The sequence below is a fragment of the Veillonella sp. T11011-6 genome, assembly GCF_002959755.1.
Taxonomy (GTDB): Bacteria; Bacillota; Negativicutes; order Veillonellales; family Veillonellaceae; genus Veillonella.
Genome location: NZ_PPCW01000004.1, coordinates 36,408 through 57,918 on the forward strand (window position 1 = coordinate 36,408; position 21,511 = coordinate 57,918).

Annotated in this window: 13 protein-coding genes; all 13 read right to left on the reverse strand. The window is 39.7% G+C overall.

Annotation, left to right across the window (positions count from 1 at the left end; genetic code table 11):
* Position 1: 1 nt before the first annotated feature.
* Complete coding sequence (locus VRHSUH10_RS04730) at positions 2–358, reverse strand: cupin domain-containing protein (RefSeq protein ID WP_105090031.1); 357 nt, start codon at positions 356–358, stop codon at positions 2–4.
* A 28-nt stretch (positions 359–386) separates the two neighbouring features.
* A complete protein-coding gene (locus tag VRHSUH10_RS04735; protein WP_105089653.1) occupies positions 387–1,262 on the reverse strand; it encodes a DUF4261 domain-containing protein in 876 nt (291 codons plus the stop codon).
* A 227-nt stretch (positions 1,263–1,489) separates the two neighbouring features.
* Positions 1,490–3,037, reverse strand: a complete 1,548-nt coding sequence (gene citF, locus VRHSUH10_RS04740) for a citrate lyase subunit alpha (RefSeq protein ID WP_105089654.1) — start codon at positions 3,035–3,037, stop codon at positions 1,490–1,492.
* Positions 3,027–3,992, reverse strand: a complete 966-nt coding sequence (locus VRHSUH10_RS04745) for a CoA ester lyase (RefSeq protein WP_105089655.1) — start codon at positions 3,990–3,992, stop codon at positions 3,027–3,029. The genes citF and VRHSUH10_RS04745 overlap by 11 nt, the downstream gene beginning before the upstream one ends.
* Positions 3,992–4,261: a citrate lyase acyl carrier protein gene (gene citD, locus VRHSUH10_RS04750; protein WP_005385629.1), complete on the reverse strand. Its 270-nt coding sequence runs from the start codon at positions 4,259–4,261 to the stop codon at positions 3,992–3,994. Before citD ends, VRHSUH10_RS04745 begins: the two co-directional genes overlap by 1 nt.
* Positions 4,262–4,367: 106 nt before the next feature.
* Positions 4,368–5,789 carry a DASS family sodium-coupled anion symporter gene (locus VRHSUH10_RS04755; RefSeq protein ID WP_105089656.1) on the reverse strand — a complete coding sequence of 474 codons (1,422 nt, stop codon included), beginning with the start codon at positions 5,787–5,789 and terminating at the stop codon, positions 4,368–4,370.
* A 368-nt stretch (positions 5,790–6,157) separates the two neighbouring features.
* Positions 6,158–7,069, reverse strand: a complete 912-nt coding sequence (locus VRHSUH10_RS04760; protein ID WP_105089657.1) for a LysR family transcriptional regulator — start codon at positions 7,067–7,069, stop codon at positions 6,158–6,160.
* Positions 7,070–7,080: 11 nt separating this feature from the next.
* A complete protein-coding gene (locus VRHSUH10_RS04765) occupies positions 7,081–7,824 on the reverse strand; it encodes a Bax inhibitor-1/YccA family protein (protein ID WP_105089658.1) in 744 nt (247 codons plus the stop codon).
* A 36-nt stretch (positions 7,825–7,860) separates the two neighbouring features.
* On the reverse strand, positions 7,861–9,609 hold the full coding sequence (gene pyk, locus VRHSUH10_RS04770) for a pyruvate kinase (protein ID WP_105089659.1): 1,749 nt from the start codon (positions 9,607–9,609) through the stop codon (positions 7,861–7,863).
* Between the two features lie 140 nt (positions 9,610–9,749).
* Positions 9,750–13,157 carry a DNA polymerase III subunit alpha gene (locus VRHSUH10_RS04775; RefSeq protein WP_105089660.1) on the reverse strand — a complete coding sequence of 1,136 codons (3,408 nt, stop codon included), beginning with the start codon at positions 13,155–13,157 and terminating at the stop codon, positions 9,750–9,752.
* A gap of 12 nt (positions 13,158–13,169) precedes the next feature.
* Positions 13,170–13,937: a M48 family metallopeptidase gene (locus tag VRHSUH10_RS04780; RefSeq protein WP_105089661.1), complete on the reverse strand. Its 768-nt coding sequence runs from the start codon at positions 13,935–13,937 to the stop codon at positions 13,170–13,172.
* A 245-nt stretch (positions 13,938–14,182) separates the two neighbouring features.
* Positions 14,183–14,947, reverse strand: coding sequence for a DUF3969 family protein (locus tag VRHSUH10_RS04785; RefSeq protein WP_105089662.1), 765 nt, complete (start codon positions 14,945–14,947; stop codon positions 14,183–14,185).
* Positions 14,948–14,969: 22 nt separating this feature from the next.
* Complete coding sequence (locus VRHSUH10_RS04790) at positions 14,970–21,449, reverse strand: hemagglutinin repeat-containing protein (RefSeq protein WP_233187079.1); 6,480 nt, start codon at positions 21,447–21,449, stop codon at positions 14,970–14,972.
* Positions 21,450–21,511 lie beyond the last annotated feature (62 nt).

Below are 21,511 nucleotides of genomic sequence, written 5' to 3' on the forward strand. Positions count from 1 at the left end.
ATTAATTAGTCTTAACAGGATCATAATCAGCAGGCACTGGAGCAACGATACTCACAAAGACAATATCTTCCGTTCCAGTATTTTTTGCACCATGACATTCACCCTTTTTAGATACTATAACTTGCCCCTTTGTAAAAGGCACCTCTGTATTAGGCGTTGGATAAAATACACCCTTGCCTTGCAATATAACCCATATATCATCAGAGTGATGATGATAATGTTTTGGTAAGATTTGACCAGGTTTAATAACCCATACTGAACCACCTGTGGAATCAGTTTGATAAAATGGCGTCCTAACAGCGTTCTCCAAACTTTCAACTTTCACAAGTTCCATGTCAAAAATACGTTGATTACTCATAATGCTCACACCTTTCATCGATTAACAACTAACGAGTACCCGATGCATATTCTCCCATATTAATATCTATAACAGTTCGAACAGGTTGAATTAAGGAGTCCTCATACTGAACCGCCCATTTAATATCTGGATTCATATCTCCATTTTCTAAGCCTGCAATCGTTTGCCCGTCATCAATAGGATTATCGTGCTCAAAGATATAATACAATACACTATACGCATGATTTACAATTTCATCGGGGTTCATACCGTGAAAGTGATACTGCAAATCAGGGTAGAATAAGGTGTTCATACCTATCGTATCAACCATCATGTCATCTGTGCCTTGAATGCTAAAATATCGCACATTTACGGCATAATAAATAAAACGTGTTACAGCTTTATCAGGATGATTTTCAATGGTTTCTCGACTTAAGAACTTACGAGATGGACCAAAGACAACGGCCTTACAGGATGGATATAACTCTAACAACGCATCTACATATTTCACGAGCATATCAGCTCGTTCTTTAGGTTCTAAACCCGAAGCTAACATGTCTGTAGCAAATACTCTATATTGGCACTCATCTAGCAAGTCAACTACATTTGGACAATCCCAAACCTGACTACGTGTAAAATCATCTAGTACAGGTTTGTCGATTTTTTCACAATTCGTCACCATCAAGGTTGGTGAAATATCTGCATCGTTATCCTCGTAATGAACCTTATAATTCTGAGGTGCAAAACCAGCAGATTCAACGCCATAACTAAAGCAATCAACAGGACCTAAATGCTTTGTGAATACCTCTACCATTGTATCTCGATTAGGCATATCACACTGCTTTGGCATTAATAACTCAACGAAAAACAAACCGCCAGGACGAACTGAATTATCTGTTAAATCCTGTTTAAATACTTGGCTCATATGCTCTCTCCTATAGATAAAACGTAATATAAAACACCTCCTTTACCTTATAGTATATCGTATATTCATCTATACTACAATTACTCAAGCAACATTTTATATACATAAAAGACCCTCTCTATGAGTCCAAAGACTATAGAGAGGGTCTTTATATTATCTAATCAGCATGGGATATGAGACAGCAGCGAAACCGTTACAGTTTCTACCGGACTCTCATCACTACTCAATTATAGAGGTTTGCGAACCACGTCGATGATAGAGCCATCGCGATATTCTACGATTGCGATGATGTCTTCGTCTTTATCAGATACAGGAATATCTTGTGGTTTACCTACTAAATCAAATGCTAATTGTTGTAATTCTTCAATTGTGAAGATAGGCAAGTTGCTATCTTTGAAGCGTTCAATTAAATCAGTACGAGCTGGATTGATTGCGATACCGTATTCAGTAACAAGTACGTCAACGGAGGAGCCTGGTGTAATTACAGTAGCTACTTTATCACGGATCATTGGTAAGCGGCCGCGGATCAATGGACAAGTAATAACTGTGCATTTAGCACCTGCTGCTGTATCGGAGTGACCGCCGGAAGCGCCCATCAATACACCGTTGGAGTCAGTCATTACATTTACGTTGAAATCAAGGTCGATTTCAGTAGCACCAAGGAATACTACGTCTAGGTAGTTTGTAGTGCAGTCAGTCCATGGGTTAGCGTACATGGAAGCGGACATTTCGATGTGTGCAGGGTTTTTATCCAAAGATGCAGCTGCAGTAGTATCGAAAGTTTGAGTATCGTAAATAGCACGGATCAAACCTTCTTCCAGCATGCCAGTCAAGATACCAGTAGCACCACCGATAGCGAAGCCACCTACTTCTCCGCGTTTGCGAAGTTTTTCAGCAATGAATTTTGCTACAGTCAATGGAGCACCACCAGCACCCAATTGGAATACGAAACCGTCTTTAATAATGCCAGCTTGGTCAAGGAATTCACCAGCTAATTCGGCGATTTTGATTTGGATAGGGTTTTTAGTGAAACCTACTGCACCAGAAGCGATACCTTCTGGATCACCAATGCTTTCAACCTCAACAACATAATCTACGTCAGTTTGAGGGATTGCATAGTTGTGTACGTAGTCAACTAAGTTATCTGTGATGATAACTGTTGTATCTGCATAATGGGAGTCAACTTTAGCATAACCAAGAGCACCACATGCGGATTTACCCATACGACCAGTAGCATTACCACGTGGGTCAGCTGTAGGAGCACCCATGAAAGCTACGTCGATATGAACTTCGCCAGATTCGATAGCACGAGCACGACCACCGTGAGAACGAATCACTACAGGGCGTTTCAATACACCTGGGTTTTGAGTTAAGAATTTACCAAGACGATCGCGCAAGCCAGATGTTTCAATAGCTGTTACAGTACCGTCTTGAATCATTTCTACCAAGAACTCATGGCATGGAGACAAGGAAGAAGACGCAATTGTAATGTCTTTAATACCTTTTGCTTGAACGCGTTCCATAACCATTTTCATTACATAGTCGCCATTGCGCAAATGATGATGGAAGGACAATGTCATACCATCTTTTACGCCAGCTTTTTCGATTGCTTCGTCAATAGAAGCAAGTACTTTATTAGTACCCACACGGCTCATGTGTACAGGTTTACCTGCGCGATGAGCTTTAGGTTCAATGGCGAATTCACCTTGATATACTTCGCGACCTTCTAGTGCTGGGATATTTGTTGGGATATCGCGACCTACTTTATTTAACATCGTATTCTGCTCCTTCCTCTAATTCAACTTTAATGCCTGCTGCACGTGCTTTATCAACAACGCGTTGTGCACGAACTACGATAGGACCATCGATCATTTTACCATCTACAGAGATTACGCCTTTATTGTTGCGTAATGCATCTGCATAGCTGTTCAATACCTTAACGGAGTGAGCGATTTCTTTTTCGTCAGGAGTGAATACTTCGTGGATAATTTTAATTTGGCTTGGGTGGATACAAGATTTGCCATCGTAACCCAAAGCTTTAATGAATTCAACTTCTTCGCGGAAACCTTGAGGGTCTTTCACGTCGGAGAATACAGTGTCAATTACGCGGATACCTGCTTCACGTGCTGCGTGAAGAATTGTTTGACGAGCGAATAACAATTCAACAGCTGGTTTATGTTTACCTGTACGAAGGTCAGCACGATAGTCTTCAGCGCCAAGAGCAATAGCTACTACTCGAGGACCATGGCAAATTTCACGAACATTGTACAAGCCACGAACAGATTCAATAGCTACAATAATGTTGATTGTGCCTTCTGGCCAGCCATTAGCTTTTTCTACTTCTTCAATTTTCTTCGCTACGATTTCAACTTCAGATACATCTTCAGTTTTAGGTAAACGAATCATATCAGGTTTAGCTGGAACGATTACATCAAGGTCGTCATAGCCGTAAGGAGTTTGTGTAGGATGGTTGATACGAACAACTGTTTCTGCACGGAATTTACGAGATTTCAAAGCTTCTGCAGTTAAAAGACGAGCTGTATCTTTTTCTGTTACAGGAACGGAGTCTTCGATATCGATCATGATGGAATCAGCGCCGTGAATATCAGCACTGTTAATCATTTTAGGTGTATTACCAGGTACGAACATCATGGAACGAGACAAACGTTTTTTAGCAGCCTCTGTTAATGGATTTGTTTTAACTTCTGGGAATGTTTTATCGTTAGCCATTATGCTTTGCTCCCCCTTTCCAATGCGCCTAATACGCGAGCTTTAATTGTGTAATCCCAAGCATTTTTATCTTGTACAATTACTTTTACGCCATCAAAACCAGCTTCTTTTACTGTGTTCAAGATAACGGATTTAATTTGGTCGCCGTATTGACGGATAACTTTGGATGTTAATTCAATTTCGATACCGCTAGCAATCGGTTCAACCGTTACTAATGCATCATTTTTTTCGTCGAAGCCAGCTTGTGCAGCTTTTACTAATTGTGCCATGTTGCATCCTTTCACTAAAAAATATATCAAATGGCAAAGACCAGACGTGTCGCGAATGTCTGGTCCGTGCCGTTAAAACAATATTGATTATAAAATCATATGGTGATTAAATCATACCGATGAAAGTCCACCAAGGGATACCTACTACAAAGAGTAGAATCCAACTCAATACTGCTAAGATTGCACCAGCAGTCCACCAATCTTTCAAGTTATTGTAACCTGCAGAGTAGATGATTGGACCAGGAGATGCACCGTAGTGAGTTACGAGACCACCAAACGCATTTGTTGCAAGCAACACAAGGCCGAACATAACAGGATTTGCACCTGCCGCCATACCTACAGTTAAGAATACTGGAAGCATAGATGCAATATATGCAGTACTGGAAGCAAATAAGTAACGAATGACTACGCTAATAGCAGAAAGAATCAATACAACTACGAGTGGAGATACATCGAGTGCCAAGTTTGCTTGCATAAATGCTGCAAGCCAAGCAAAGAATTTAGCTTTTGTTAAAGCAGTGGATAAACCAAGGATAGCACCGAACCAGATGAATGTATTCCAAACAGCTTTAGTTTGAACCATGTCATCCCAAGTGATGATACCAGAAAAGAACACAATAGTCATAGCAACTAATGCTACTGCTGTAGGACTCAAATCAAAAGCAATAGCTGGGAAAAAATATCCAATAGAAGGCCATGCCCAACCAAGAAGAGCAAGAATGAATACAACAGCCAAGATTTTTTCAGACATTTTCATAGGTCCTAATTTGGCAAGGCCATCAGCAGCTAATTTCTTATTGTCAATTTTTACTGCTTCAGGGCGATCAATCCAGTAACCTACAAGTGGTACAAAAATCAACATAATAAGACCAGGTAAGGCCAATGCTAATGCCCATTCAACCCAGTTCATAGTAAGACCAGTAATTTTAGTAACAAAGTCCAACGCCAACACGTTAGGAGCCATTGCTGTTAAGAACATGAAGGATGTAATTTTTGTTACGAAATAACCATTCATCAAGATGAAGGAACCACCGCGTTTAGCAGTGTCACCAGGATAAGAACCGATGGATTCAGCAATGGATAAGTTGATTGGATATACGATACCAGCCGCACGTGCTGTGTTAGAAGGTGTAGCTGGAGATAATACTAAATCAAGAAGTGCTGTTACATAACCAAGACGTAATACAGTAGAACCGAATGCATTAATCAAATGGTATGCAACGCGATGACCAAGGCCAGTTTTACCAAACGCAACGCTCAAAGAGAACGCAGCGATGATCATCCACAATGCCGTGGAGCCATAACCTACCAAGATATCTTTTGCATTGTCTAAGAATAATGCAGAAGCAGATAATACAGCTAATAAAATAATTTGAATTGGGTATGGTTTTAAAATCAAACCTACGATACCTGCAATGTAGAAGCCTAAGAGGCGCCACGCTTCCGCAGAGAGCCCTGCTGGTGGAGTTGTAAACCAGAGGATAATTGGAATTAGCACAATAACGGCTAATTTTACTAGTCTTTCCATGTTTTTTCCTTTCTTATAAACATAGGCATATACTGTTCATCCTAACACTACCCCAGAAATTCGTGATACGCGACTATCAACTATTGAACTCTAGGAGTTTTTGTCTACACTCATTATATATGCTTAAAAGAATTATGAATAATAGATTACCTTTATAGGGGTTATAAAAACTTTTATATCTATCATTCATACTTTTTATGCATTTTGAGCATAGATTTACAGCCCCAAATGAAAAAAATGCATGTATACGTCCCCAAAGGGGGTATACATGCACTTACATGGTACTGCCTTGCTCTTTCGAGACATCTTTATTATGACCTATTATATCGAAAAAGTCTAATACTGAAATAGCATGGATAAGTAACGACCTATGCTTTATATTCTCTAAAAATACTATTATCTACTACGGTATGTTTTTTATAGTAATCCCGAACATACTCGATAAAGGTCTTAACTACTACAAGGTTTTCTGCATCCTTTGTATACACCATATTAGTATCACGGGAAATATACGTACCATCTTTGCTACGCAATGGACTTACGTAAATATCTCTATCCTTGCAAGATCCAAGTCCCATATATGTCAAGATAGACCAACCGAGTCCTGCGCGCACAAAGTGACGGCATGTACTCATAGAGTTTACATCCATCGCAACACTAGGTGGTTCTTCAAAATGTTCAGCACACCAAGTTTCGATAATATTAGCCACAGATGCATCCGTCTGATACTTGATAAATGGTACCTTCTCAAGGGATTCAGGGGGTACTAATTCTTTATAAACCAAGCAATATGGTTCCTCCAATAGTAGTTCAGACTTACCAGACACATCATAACCACCACGAGCAAAGGCAACCATACAGTCACCAGTATTAAACATTTTTACTACTTGATGGCTGAAAGCAGTCTTAACTTGAATATGCACGTCCGGATACTGTTCCCGAAAAGATTGTAATAAGGAAGGCAATTCATAATCTGCAAAGTTGATAGATGATGCTATTTTTAAGGTCCCTTGAATCTTGCCAGACGCTGAGTTCATAGCATGCTCCAACGCCTCTTGGTCTTGCATCATTCTTTTACAGTAATCATAGAAAATTTCGCCTTGTGCCGTGAGGGCAATTCCTTCAGCAGTCCGTAACAACAGAGAATGGCCCAAAGCTTTTTCCATATGACGCAACCGATAGCTCAATGCCGGTTGTGATAAAAATAATTTTTCTGCAGCCCTTGAAATGTTGCCTTCATCCACAACAGTCACAAAGGTTTGCCATTCTCTATCGTCCATACAATCTCCTTTTATCGCTTATTCCCAAAGATGCGCAATAAGGATAAGAATAAGTTAATGAAATCTAAGTATAGGCTCAAAGCACCTGTGATTTCAATGCGGTCTAAAATGGTTTCATCCTCCAAGAGCGCTACTTGTGTCACATTATTTTTAATGCGGTTTACATCGATAGCTGTAAAAATGGAGAATACTACAACCCCTACATAACCTAGAACTAAGCTAACAGTATCGCTAAAGCCACTAAGTACAGCCCAGTTAAAGTAGCGAGCCCCTATCATCACAAAAGATACGATGATCATACCAAGTAAGGCAGCCATTACATATGGTGTTAGGGATGACAAATTACGTTTCGTAGTAGCCCCTACCACGGCAAAGCCGATGAAGAACGCTAACGTGCCGATTAACGCTGGAATAACTACTTCAAATACATTATATCTCAAGGATATAAGTGTCAATGTAAGACCATTCAATGCACTGTAGAGGAAGAACATGCCTTTTAAAGTCATAACATTGGCAGTATACGCACGAGCACTAAATAGGAATACTACGCCTAATTCAACTAATAGAATAATATTAAAGTTTTGGTACGCAAAGCGTAGCCAGTTTGGATTTGCCAACGCAGCGACTCCAACACCGATAGTAGTAAGTAAACCTACAACCATCCACAAGAAAGAGCCTTTTAATCGTTGTGATACGATACTTTCAACCTGTGCAACCTCAGTTGCAGTAGGACCTGTTACATTATATGGATTCATACTATCCCTCCTTATTTAATTATCACTCAATAAAGATTATCGAGCATTTGCAATACCTGCAAACACCTTACCACGTTCGCCATCGATAGTTACTTCTTGGCCTTCAAGGAGTACGTCATGAGCGTTTTTAGCACCTAAAATTACAGGAATACCATAGGTAATGCCTGCAATAGCACTGTCAGAGGTATAACCGTCTTCAACAGCGATAATGCCACCTGCACGTTTAGCAATTGCCATCAATTCAGGCTCCATTGTACCTACAACGAGGATGTCGCCGTCTTTGAAACTTTCATAATTGCCCTTATGATTAGCAGCAATAAATACAGTACCTGTAACGGATTTACGCAAAATACCATTACCAGACAATAGTACTTGGCCTGCAATATGAACGCGAATCATATTTGTAGTACCTGTCGCACCAGATGGTACGCCAGCCGTTACCACAACTAAGTCACCAGACTCAATGGCACCTGTGCCAAGAGCACCTGTAATGGCTTGTTTAACCATTTCATCAGAGTTAACGATTTCATGACCTTTAATAGCCTCTACACCCCAGCATAATTGCATGCGGCGAATTGTTTCTTCATGCGGTGTTACAGCAATAATTTTGCAAGCCGGACGATGTCGAGCAGTGCTAATTGCCGTATGACCAGATTCAGTACATGTCAAAATAGCAGCGGCCCCAAGGTTTTGAGCGATGCGCACGCTTGCTAAACATACAGCACTGGTAGTCGTCATATCCACATCTTGACGAGCACGACTCTTACTATCGTAAATAGCAGCTTGTTCTGTTACCTCAGCAATGCGTGTCATAGTCGTAACCGCCTCTACTGGGTATGCGCCGTTTGCAGTTTCACCAGACAACATGATTGCATCAGTACCATCTAAGATGGCATTGGCTACGTCACTTGCTTCCGCCCGTGTAGGACGTGGATTTTGAATCATGGACTCTAGCATTTGGGTTGCCGTAATAACTGGTTTACCCAAGTCATTACATTTTTCGATCATCATTTTTTGAAGTACTGGCACCTCTTCGGCAGGGATTTCTACACCGAGGTCACCACGAGCCACCATGAGGCCGTCCGCTACTTCCAAGATTTCATCAATGTTTTTAACGCCTTCAGCGTTTTCAATTTTTGCGATAATCTTGATATCTTTTTGTTCGGATTCAAGAATACGACGGATGGCTACGATATCTTTACCGCGTTGCATAAAGGATGCTGCTACAAAGTCTACACCTTGTTGGCAGCCAAAGCGCAAGTCCGCTTCATCCTGTTCAGATACAGGTGGCAAGCTAAGCGCTACGCCTGGCACAGCCACGCGTTTACGATTACCGATTTCACCGCTGTTTTGAACTGTGGTAATGATATTATTGCCTTCGATAGCATCGATAGTAAGGGTTACAAGGCCATCGGCCAATAAAATTTTGTCCCCTACGGACACATCCCCTACAAGACCTTTGTGGTTAACAGAGCTAAGCTCTTTTGTGCCTTCCACATCATCTGTAGTCAATGTGAATTGTTGACCTGCTTCGAGGAATACTTTCCCTTCTTTAAATAGACCAAGGCGCACCTCTGGGCCTTTTGTATCGAGCAATAAAGCAATTGGTTTATTTACAATCATCGCCGCATCACGCACCATTTGCATGCGCTCTGCTTGCTCTTCATGAGATCCGTGAGAGAAGTTGAAACGAGCCACGTTCATGCCAGCTCGCATCATATCTTCTAAGATACCAAATTTATCCGTTCCCGGACCTACAGTACATACGATTTTTGTACGTTTCATTGTTCCTCCTATGAAAACCATCCCTTCTGGATGTTCATATATTATATCAATGTTGGTAAAAGCTAGCTGTGCTCTACGCAACATATATTATTAAGTAGTAAATATATTTATTCGTGCAATAATATCTACTTATGCATATATTATTGCACCTCTACGGAGCCATCACCTAGAATAGCTTCAATAGCCTTGATGGATTCATCGCTAGGGTCAAAGCACATATTCGGTGGCAAGTTAATGCGTTTCCGTTGGCGGTGCAAGTATAACGATGTTGGCACAGAGCCTGCGGTGTTCATTAACACTCGTTTTAAGGCTTCACTATTTTCTGGCGTATCATATTGGCTATAAATATGAATGGCCACATGCTTAGCCTGACTATAGTTTACCTTTAATGGCATAATGCGGTCTGCAATAATTTGCACACCCTTTTCATCCGCATCAACACGGCCTTTTACCTTAACGATCATATCGACCGCAAGGAACTGTTGGCTTTGACTAAAGACCTTCGGGAATGCCACTACATTGGCCGCACCAGAGTAATCTTCGATACGAAGAATAGACATAACCTCGTTTCGTCTTGTCATACGGTCCGTCTTATTTTCAATCAAACCGCCAAAGGTAATGGTTTGACCGTCATACTGCTCTGGATTTTCTACGAGAGCCCCCAGTTCAAAGAGCCCCTCTAATTCCTTAGCATAGCCTTGCAATGGATGGCCTGTGATGTAAAAGCCGGTATATTCCTTTTCATCCTTCAATTTATCGTCTTCCGATAAATCCTCTACATTAGGTACAGGGATGAAATCTACAGATTCCTCTATATCGCCAAAGAGACTCACGGTGCCCATAGCGGCATCCTTTTGCTCTTTAGCACCAACAGCTTGGGCGCTTTCATACATATGCAACAATTGGTTTCGGTTTTCCTTGAAACCATCCATGGCACCGCAGCGAATGAGACTTTCAAGAAGTCGTTTATTAACAACCTTATTATCAACACGTTTGCAGAAGTCCACAATATCCGTGTAAAGACCGTGCTCATTACGCTCAGTAATCAAGCGATCGATAGCATTGTCCCCTACGTTCTTAATGCCCCCAAGGCCGAAGCGAATAGCATCGCCTTGCACGGCAAAGCTGCGCTCAGAATAGTTAATATCTGGGCCTAGCACCTTAACATTATGCTTCTTGCAGGCATTGATATAATACGTCAATTTTTGCATGTTCTGCATAAAGCTAGTCATGGTAGCAGCCATGAATTCAGGGAAATAGTGAGCTTTCAAGTACGCTGTTTGGTACGCAATGTACGCATAAGCCGCACTATGCGATTTATTAAAGCCATAGCCCGCAAAGTATACGAGCAAGTCAAATACTTCGTTCGCAATGGACTCTTCTATACCATTGTTAATGGAACCTTGAATAAAGGATTCACGTTGAGCCTTTAGAACGGATTCCTTTTTCTTACCCATGGCACGGCGCATTAAGTCCGCCTGACCAAGGGAGAACCCGCCCATGGCGGATGCAATCTGCATAACCTGTTCTTGGTACAAGATTACACCAAAGGTATCTTTTAAAATCGGTTCCAAGATAGGATGTAAATAGGTAACCTCTTTTTTACCGTGACGGCGGTCGATAAAGTCCGCTACCATGCCAGAGCCCAATGGGCCTGGACGGTACAAGGCAACCAATGGAATTAAGTCTTCGAAATGTTCAGGCTTAAGGTCCATAACGAGCTTTGTAATACCTTCCGATTCGAGCTGGAATACACCAGAGGTATCGCCCTTAGTGAGGATATCACAAGCCGCCTTGTCGTCTAGTGGAATAGCATCTAAATCGAGGTCGATACCACGGTTTGCCTTGATAAGCTTTAAGGCATCCCCCATAACCGTTAAGGTACGGAGACCCAAGAAGTCCATCTTTAAGAGGCCTAATTCCTCGATGTTATCCTTATCGTACTGCGTTACAAAGCCTTCTTCGTTGGCATTTTGTACTGGTACATGGTCATCTAGAGGGTCTGCAGAAATTACGACGCCCGCTGCATGAGTGGACGAATTACGCGCAATCCCTTCTAGCTTTTTACCAAAATCAAATAACTCTTTAACATTTGGATCGGCTTCGTATAAAGCTTTTAACTCTTTGCCTTGTAGAGCCTTATCTAAGGTAATCCCCAGTTCGTTAGGAATCATCTTAGCAATGCGGTTTACTTCTGCCAAAGGTAAGTCGAGCACGCGACCTACGTCTCGGATAACGGCACGAGCCGCCTCTGTACCGAAGGTAATAATCTGAGACACACGAGCTTGGCCGTATTTCCGCGTTACATATTCGATGGCTTGACCACGCTTTTCGTAGCAGAAGTCAATATCGATATCAGGCATGCTTACCCGCTCTGGATTTAAGAACCGTTCAAAGAGTAAGTCGTATTTCAATGGATCAAGGCCTGTAATGCCAAGTAAATAGGCAACTACAGAACCTGCCGCCGAACCACGACCAGGTCCTACTAAAATGTCATGCTCACGGGCATAGCGTACATAGTCCCATACGATGAGGAAGTAATCCTCAAAGCCCATGGTTCCAATTACATCTAACTCGTAGTCTAAACGTTTTTGTAATTCTTCAGATGTTTCACCATAGAGGCGAGGAATTTCTCGTTCACAAACCTTACGTAAATAGGTCTTAGACGTTTCCCCTTCTGGCACATCAAAGTGCGGCAAGTGATGTTCGTCAAAATTAAACTCTACATTGCAGCGCTCTGCAATTTTTAAAGTATTTTCGATGGCTCCTGGAATATGTCCAAATAGCTCAGCCATCTCATCCCCAGACTTGAGATAAAACTCATCATTAGGGAATTTTAAGCGATCCACCTCAGCACGACGTCGGCCTGTAGAAATACATACCTTAATATCTTGCGCGTCTGCGTCCTCTTTTAAAACATAGTGGAAGTCATTAGATGCTACGATGCCAAGACCATATTCTTTACTGAGTTTAATGAGCTCCTCTTGGGCTTTCGCCTCCTCTGGCAAGCCATGATTTTGAATTTCTAAGAAGAAATTATCCTTGCCGTACGTCTCGATATACCATTCAATAGAACGCTTAGCGCCTTCCATATTATCTTGCAAAATATACTGAGGAATCTCCCCTTGAATACAAGCACTGAGGGCAATAATGCCCTTGCTGTATTGGCGCAATAAATCGCGGTCTGCACGAGGCTTATAATTAAACCCTTCAGTAGAGGCTTTCGACACGATTTTAACTAGATTTCGATACCCTTCCATAGTCTCAGCCAACAGAATAAGATGTTTCAAACGTTCACGGCTACGACCTTCCGGCTTATCAAGGCGGCTATGTTCCGTTACATATACTTCACAACCTATGATAGGCTTAACACCTTGTGCTATACACTCTTTATAGAAATAAATGGCTGCGTACATATTGCCGTGGTCTGTAATGGCAAGGGCTGGCTGATTTAACTCCTTCGCACGACGTACCATGTCAGGCAAACGACTGATGCCGTCTAGCAAACTAAACTCTGTATGACTATGTAAATGTACAAATGGCTGCATGGTACACCTCCTTTAAGGGCGATGAGCAAAATACACGTTCAATGACTTCTTACGAACCTTCCAGTCTGGTAAAAACTGTGCCACTAGATTGTGAAAGTTCTTGGAATGGTCTAAATATTTAAAATGAGCAAACTCATGAACCATAACGTACTCAATATACGCCTGTGGCCCCTCTAATAGTCGGGTATTCATCTTGATGAGCTGCTTTGCTGGCGTACAAGAACCCCAACGGCTCTTCATACGCTGCTGTTTTATGGTTGGCATAGGTACATCAATACCTTGCTTGTGAAAGCGTTGATACACGACCTTCGCCCAATGGACAAAGACCTTCTCCCCTAAATTACGCCAATAACTTTGCATTAATTTATGCTTCGCTTCAAAGGTCGTACCACGAGGTACCACCATAGTAAGAATGGCTTTTCCGTCAAAGCCAATATGAGGCTTTCCGTCCTGCTCAACTAGGCGCAACGTAACGGGAATTCCCAGGATTGATAAGCTTTCACCATTCACATACTGCAACGCCTCAACACGCTTGGCATTCAATGCATCAATCTTGTAACGAGCTCGCTCAATGAAGGGCATATTCTCGATGACAAACTTGTCCACCCTATAATCCGGCACATAGGCATTTGCCGACACATGGATCACACCATCCTTTGTAATGCGCATGTTCATGTTCTTCACACGCTTGATGGTTAACTCATATTCAATTGTGTCGCCATTATAGGTAATAGACCTAGTTGTTGAAGTATTCATACCTTTTATTTTATCATAAAACACTCATAAAATCGTAAAAATCTAGTGATTTTAATAGAACTACTTAGATTTTAATCAATACTGATTTTTATTAGTTTTCAATATAAAAATGACATCTATACCAGTCCCTTATGAAAGGTATAGATGTCATTAAAATAAGCTTATAACATTTAACACTAAATATTATTTAAGGATAGAAGTTAATAAAGGTTAATCCCAAAATTAAAAGTAATCATAAGTATAGAATCAACTCAATAATCTTTTAGAATCTATAATCCCAAGTCTATGAACTTCCCTGAAACTTTAATCTGCCAGAACATCCCTTTAGTGGCTTTTAAATCAATGCCTATTTCTAACTTGTCAGAACTCACATCATAAAATGGTAATAATACCTGTAATGATGCTAATTTTGCTTTCATAGTAATTAAATCTTTACTTAATTGCCCCGATATATTAGTATCAGCTATCTCCTGTAAATTGGAAATACATGCTTGAAGATCTTCATTCTGAATACGTTCACACGTATATATTTCAGACAAATAGATCTGTTTAATACAACTTAAGATTGATTCAGAAATGAATTCAGGTTTTTGTAAGACTTCATACAATCCTAACAAAAACAACGCCCAAAATATCTCCTCTACATAATCGGTAAAGAAATAGATACCGAACTTATCTTCATCATGTGTAGAAATCTTTAACGCTTCAGATAAACTATTACCCTCTAACTCCCGTTCTATTAAAGCAATCCAACTACTGCATTCAATATCATCTAACGTATCATTTAATGCTGGTATAGGAATCCTACGAGCCATCCACTCATCAACATCCTCTAAACTCATCCCATCTCCAATAATATTTAACAATTTATCGGACAGATGTGCTTTTCTACACATTAATCGAATTAACATACTAAATATGTAATATTCTAGAATGGTCAAATCAATATAATTTCGTCTATATGCCTTAACAGCACCCAATATAAAGACCATTAAAAATGTATCTAAACTTTTTTTATTTTTAAAATAAACCATAGTTATACCTCTGTCCACTAATTTATTCTAGCTTTCGATTTACCGATTCACCATTAATTCTTTTTATCTTTGGATTAAATATTTGTCCATTTCTATTTTGGAAATAATGGATTTCTATATCATTTCCATTAATATCTTTCCCATGGTCATATATTTTTTTCCAATCGCCCCCTACATCTTCTTTTAATTGTTTACCGAGACCATCCTCATTTTTTATATTTAATTTATCTTTTTGGTAACTCTTAAAACCTTTAGGTAATGACTTTAACTCCTTCAAAGAGTTATAAACCTTCTTAATTCGATCATTTACAGAATATAATCCACTAGATAAATTAGTATTAGACTTATTATCATTCTTATTTTTATTATTAGAGTTTCTATTAAGATTATCTAAATTTTTCTTAGAATTTTCTTCCGATATAGATTTAGCCTTACTCTTATCCTGATATTTATTTGCAAAATGAATCCCATCAGGTAATGGACTCCCAGCTCTAATTTCATCTATTGTAAATGACGATTCCGGACTCAATCGTTCGTCTGCATAGTGTAGTGCAACTGTTGTAGAAATCGTTTTCCCAGTTAACGTTGATTGAAAAGAATTAGTATGAGTATTAAATACCAAATTATCATTTGGATTATCTACAAATATTGCATCACCTTCAGTATGTGTTGAATGTACAACCTGGCCTGTTGATATGTTTTGCAATCTAGAAAACGGAGAATTGCCATCAGAACCAATATCTACCCAATTATCTGTACCATCAGGACCAATAACACGTCCTGTGAATATAGTTGCCCCCGATGTGCTTATGCCTCTAAAATATCGGCGACCAAGACTATCATATTCACCGGTATCTTTATATGTATTTCCATCTGCTGCATGATATACATTAATAGGCTGAAATCCACTATCTAAATTATAATTTTCTTGAACCCGTAATGAGGTACCAGGATAAGATACTGTTATAGCCCATGGACCACTATATACAGGAGCCTCTCCAGTTTCAATGGAGCTATCGTCAACACGCTCCATCAATGTCCCGCCTGCTTCAACACCAGAAGTTATTTTACCTCTATAAAATGCAGTGCCAGGAATATTAGCCATTATATTTTCATCAAAAGTAGTAGGCTCGCCCGCACCAGTTACAAGTGGAGTACTTACTAAATTTCCAGCAATTAAAGCTGGTGATGCATTCTTTGCTAGACCATAAGCACCTTTACCAACTGAAGCTAAAGAGGATATAGTATTTGAGACTCCTGAATTCCAAACAAGGTCTTCATTCCACTTTGTAGCATAAGATGCGACTGCCGAGCCAGCATTTGCATTTTCCCCACTAGCCTTATTAACCACACCACCAACGGTAGCACTCAACCATTGTGCTAATGCTGGATCATATTTAGCTACTTTCTTTATTTCGTCAATTAGCAACTCATTAGTCATAGTAGCTTTAAATCCGCTACCCGGTGTATTACCAGCCATGCGCGCTGCTACTTCACCTATAATGCCATGTGCAATAGATTTAGCGATTTTGCCATCTTTGGTTGTTGGTTGCCAGTTATGTAGTTGTTCAAATGCATTTTTAGAGAATAGACGTGCTAATTCCTGACGTTCTTCAATTTTCTTTTTATCAAAAATTTTATCTAATTGATATAATGTATTCTCGGTATTAGTATTAATGGTTTTAGTATCAATTTCTTTACCATCTACTGTAAGTATACCATCAGAGATAGCAGATTGAGTAGTAGAGCTTGCTTTACCTTTAGATCCTACACCTAAGTTTGGAACTAGACCGATATTATTATAGATCTTATCATAGCCTTTTTTATCCTTGGTCTTCATCTCTTCTAGTTTCTTTTTACTGCCATAGTAGTTATAGCCGATACCATTGTTGCTATATGTATACTCAGCTTCGTTTTTGATGTCCTTCATCTCTAGAGATTTGGTAGTCAATTTATTCTTAGCTTTTGGAGCATCACTTTTAATTACAGCACCCTCTAATGTAGTATTATTACCTACATTAACATCGTAGCCCTCTTCTCCAGCATAAAGACCGGCTTGTTCTGTTACGCTTTTCCACTTGCTATCAATTCGTCCTACGCTAGCATTGATACTACCAGTTGGATTTTTGAAGTTAGGTTTAGAAGAAACGGAGAACCCCGCAGATTTACTATGTTCTTTAAAGTTATCTACATCTTGTAAGCTTTTAATATGTAAATCACGGCCTGTGTCTACTTCTACCTTCTTGCCAGATACGGTAGAACCAATAATATTTGTATCTCGTTTTGCTTTAAGTTGTGCTAATTCAACTGCTTTAATCTTAGTAGGCACATAACTTTCTTGATGAGTATCCCCATTTTGACGAGCCATATGACCACTCGCATTAATGTCGAGAAGTCCTCCACCAGTTAAGCTAATACCTGCCCCAACACTCCATCCAGAACTTTTATAAGTATTATTAACATCTACAGTATTCTTACCAGCCTCAAGATTAATATCACTAGCGCTATCTAATACTAAATTTGTAGCCTCTACTGTTTCACCAGTTAACCCAATACCAGATTTCTGAGCATCTCGAGCCTTGATTTGTACTTCACTATCACTAACAAGAGTACCACCTTGATATGTATTTGTATCTACTACTTGCCCTTGTTTTCTAGAAGTGCTACCAATGCTTACAGATAAGTTAATAGCATCATCAATATTTTTAGCGCCTCGTTTAGCTTTACCGTCTACTTTATCAACTTTACCTGTTACGGCATCGCGTATTTTTTCTCCATGTAAAGCTGCATCTACTGCTTCATATCCATCTTGCAATTGTTTACGCGCTTCATTGAGTTCAAGAGCGGCTAACCGTTTGTCATCACGGCCACCAGCTTGTTTTATAGTGCGCGTAGTATTTGTAAGTGTATTTGCTATTGCACCACCTAAAGATACAGTAAGGCCACTTTTCTTGTAACGTTCATCATGTGTCATGTGGTTACGGTCTACGTTACCATCTAATGTAACAGCAGAGCCATCTAATACTGCACCTTCTTTAGCAACAATATCTGCACTTGTAAGATGAACAGTATCATTAGCCTTAATATTTACAGTCCCTTTCGTACTAGCAATTGTGCTTCGTACAGTATCTTCTTCATGGTTTGCTTCATCAATATTGTGTTTTTCTTTACCAATAGAGAAACCTATACCTGCACCACCTAGCAAGCCAGATTTTTTATGACGATACACACTAGAGCCATCAGTAATAGATTTATCTGCACCCAATTCTACTTTACCACCAGCGGTAATAGATACGGCATTCTCACCCATAATTTGAGCAGATTGACCAGTTACATCTTGAGCACTAGTAATCGTTACAGTTTTACCACTTAATGTAGAACCTGTTACAGATGTACTTGTTACGTCATCAACAGCATTTGTACTTTCACGTTTGACTAAACTTTTCTTTTTATCTAGGTATACATGATTAACAGTACTATTTGCCTTCGCTGTATTTAATGCAACCGTATTACCAGATACGTGTACTTTGTCTGCCGCTAATACTTGACTACCTTCCAGTTGTACGGCATCAGAGGCTACAATGGAAACGTTCTTACCTTCAACGCTACTACCAATAGATGATTGAGCTTTAACCAGATCATGAGACTGAGTCGTTTGAGAGTGTCCACCACCAGATTTACCTTTATCAAAACGATGTTCTTCAAGCTCATGTGTAGCATTCATTGCTTTCATCGTTACATTGCGACCTGCCGTAACAGTTGTATTCACATCAGAGGAGACAATACCTGCCTCCATAGATACATCTCGGCCTGCAACTACTATTGTTTGACCAGCACCACCAATACGGCCTTGATCTACACCAGTAATCGTTTCACGACGATTGTTGCTACTGTTCCACTCAACCTTGCTATTACCGGCCTCATACTGTAAGCCTTTATTAATTACATCGCGCCCCGCAACAACCTTTGTGGAGCCTGCTGTATTAGTTTGTGTAATTGTGCCACCTTCATTAACAACGTCTTTCTTAGCATACACAGAGACTGTATCGTTGCCCATAATAGTGCCTTGTGTATTACGAACTTCGTCATTTGCTGTAACCGTAGCCGTGTTACCTTTAATAAGACCATTATCATTGTGAATGGAATTACCAGTAAGAGTCACATCCTTATCCGCTACAATGCTACCACTATTATGCATAGTGTCAACAGAAAGGTTAATAGATTGGGCCTGCAAATTAGCGCCACCTTCTACTCGTTTTGTGTTTGGTGCTAAATATAGAGTAGGTACTAGCACAGTTTCAGTTTTGCCATCTGGTAATACAACAGACTTACTCACTAGGAGCACTACATCTTCTTTAAGATTTTTTTGCTCAGCCTCGGTTAAACCTCGACCTAATACAATAGATTGAGATTTAGTTACACTAATCCCTGCATCCATCAATTGGCGATATTGTTCTTCTGCGGAAAGACCAGATTGAAGTCTACTTTTACCAGTTTGACGCATAATCTCTTGCATAACGAGTTGCTGCTCGTAATACCCATCACCCAATCGTTTTTGTATATTCATAGGGTCTAATTTAAGGCGAGATAATACGTAATCAGAAGATAAGAAGTTGCGACGATTTGTGAAGTTAGGATCTGTTTCAATCACATACGATGTATTAGGGTTCGTCGATAACTGACTCATACTATTTAATAGAGATGCATCTACTGTGGTATCACTTTTACTATTTTCTACATGACCGCCATATACGGCAACAGGTACATCTTTAGGATTCACCTTAGTATTCTTATACTTCGCTTCACGAATATTGGTAGTATCCCACCCTTTTTTATGATGACGGCTATAACTTGTAGCTGTGCCCTCTTCAGTAATATATTCATTACCTTTAGGATTACTTTGCTCATAATGACCTACAGTACCAGTAATATCGCCAGCAGCACTAATTTGACTAGCTTCATTCACCATATGATCTACATCCACATGTAAATTACCGCCAGAAATAATTCGACCAGGATTAGATGTATCTACTGCATCTACTTCGCGAGTACGATCATATTCATATTTAGTCCAACTATCATGATGTTTACCATTTATAGAAAGTTGTAGATTCTCAGAAGAGTGTACTACTACTTTATCTTTTGGAATTTCATCATCATGTCCATAAATTCGTTCTTCAGACAATTGATAACGCTTAATGCTGCCGGATGGAGCTACTTCGTTTTTGACATGCTCTTTACCCTCTACAGCTACACGCTTAAGGGTAATACCACCATTTTTATTATCTACAGATTTCGCAAGTAAAGCTCCACCTTGACCAAACTCAATGGTAGATGCAGTATTCACTACACTATCCATTTTACCGGATACTGTACCTTTCTCATCCATCGTTTTACCAAGCTGTAATTTACCTTCTGCTTTGATTACACTACCATCTGTATTAACAATAGATTTTGTTGCTATAGACAAATCTTTTTGAGCTATCATAACAGGTGCTTCTTTAGTCGTAGCATTACCAGTTTGTATTACAGAGTCAGTAGTAATCTTTGCTGTATCTACATAAAGTTTACCCTTATTCATCTGCTCTAGACTTTTGGTTGTAATATTGGCATCTGTAGTAGCTATCGTACCTGTATTTTGCAACTTACCAGTGCTATCTATGGTTAGTTTATTTTGTGCAGACACTACACCTTGGTTATTAACACCAAAGCCTTCGTTGGTACCCACCAAGTACATACTATTAGCATACATACCACCAATAGCAGCTACATCAAGGCCGACTTGACTCGATTCACCAGTTTTGTGAGTATTTGTAACTTTACCAGTAGCATCTACGGAAATATCATTCTTACCCGTTACAACTTGAGCATCTTGAGCCCAAACTTTACCATTGAGCTTTACAGCCTCAGCAAGCATATCTGTACGTGCTGTTTTAGAGGCATTAAGACCTTTTTCACCAACTGTAATAACACCTTTTTGTACATTATAGCCTGTAACACTACCATTATTAATTATTGGATTACCTGTTGTGAGTGTAGCGCTACTTGCATTAATAAATGTGCCATTATTAACAGAAATACCATTAGGGTTGGCAACGATAACATGTGCCTTATTACCGGCTACTTCAAGAGCACCATTCATAGAAGTAGAGCCTGTACCAGTTACTTCATTTAAAATTGTATTAGCCGTTGGGCCTACTAAATTAGGGTTCCCCATAATATAGCCTGCAAGCTCTGTATTTACAGGTCGATTCGCATTATTTAAAATAAGCCCCTTTTCGTCTACATTAAAAGCATTATATTGGTTATGTGATAACCCTTTATCATTAGGCGTATTAATATTAACGACAGTCATGCCATTTCTAGCTTCTTCTATTTTGGGTCCTAATTTACCTTGATCAGGTACAACAGGATTAGCAAGGGCCAGAGGAATCCATGGTGCAGAGTTAGTCGCTAACAATGCAGCAAAGATAGCCATTGCCGTATGCTTTCTTATATTCATATTACTCTCCTTTTCTAGTACTAACATTCACAATTTAATTGTATGGCTGCACTAGATTACAA

Coding starts and splice junctions, on each gene's coding strand:
- VRHSUH10_RS04730 (WP_105090031.1), bottom strand. CDS start 358: ATGAGTAATCAACGTATTTTTGACATGGAACTTGTGAAAGTTGAAAGT.
- VRHSUH10_RS04735 (WP_105089653.1), bottom strand. CDS start 1,262: ATGAGCCAAGTATTTAAACAGGATTTAACAGATAATTCAGTTCGTCCT.
- citF (WP_105089654.1), bottom strand. CDS start 3,037: ATGTTAAATAAAGTAGGTCGCGATATCCCAACAAATATCCCAGCACTA.
- VRHSUH10_RS04745 (WP_105089655.1), bottom strand. CDS start 3,992: ATGGCTAACGATAAAACATTCCCAGAAGTTAAAACAAATCCATTAACA.
- citD (WP_005385629.1), bottom strand. CDS start 4,261: ATGGCACAATTAGTAAAAGCTGCACAAGCTGGCTTCGACGAAAAAAAT.
- VRHSUH10_RS04755 (WP_105089656.1), bottom strand. CDS start 5,789: ATGGAAAGACTAGTAAAATTAGCCGTTATTGTGCTAATTCCAATTATC.
- VRHSUH10_RS04760 (WP_105089657.1), bottom strand. CDS start 7,069: ATGGACGATAGAGAATGGCAAACCTTTGTGACTGTTGTGGATGAAGGC.
- VRHSUH10_RS04765 (WP_105089658.1), bottom strand. CDS start 7,824: ATGAATCCATATAATGTAACAGGTCCTACTGCAACTGAGGTTGCACAG.
- pyk (WP_105089659.1), bottom strand. CDS start 9,609: ATGAAACGTACAAAAATCGTATGTACTGTAGGTCCGGGAACGGATAAA.
- VRHSUH10_RS04775 (WP_105089660.1), bottom strand. CDS start 13,157: ATGCAGCCATTTGTACATTTACATAGTCATACAGAGTTTAGTTTGCTA.
- VRHSUH10_RS04785 (WP_105089662.1), bottom strand. CDS start 14,947: ATGGTTTATTTTAAAAATAAAAAAAGTTTAGATACATTTTTAATGGTC.
- VRHSUH10_RS04790 (WP_233187079.1), bottom strand. CDS start 21,449: ATGAATATAAGAAAGCATACGGCAATGGCTATCTTTGCTGCATTGTTA.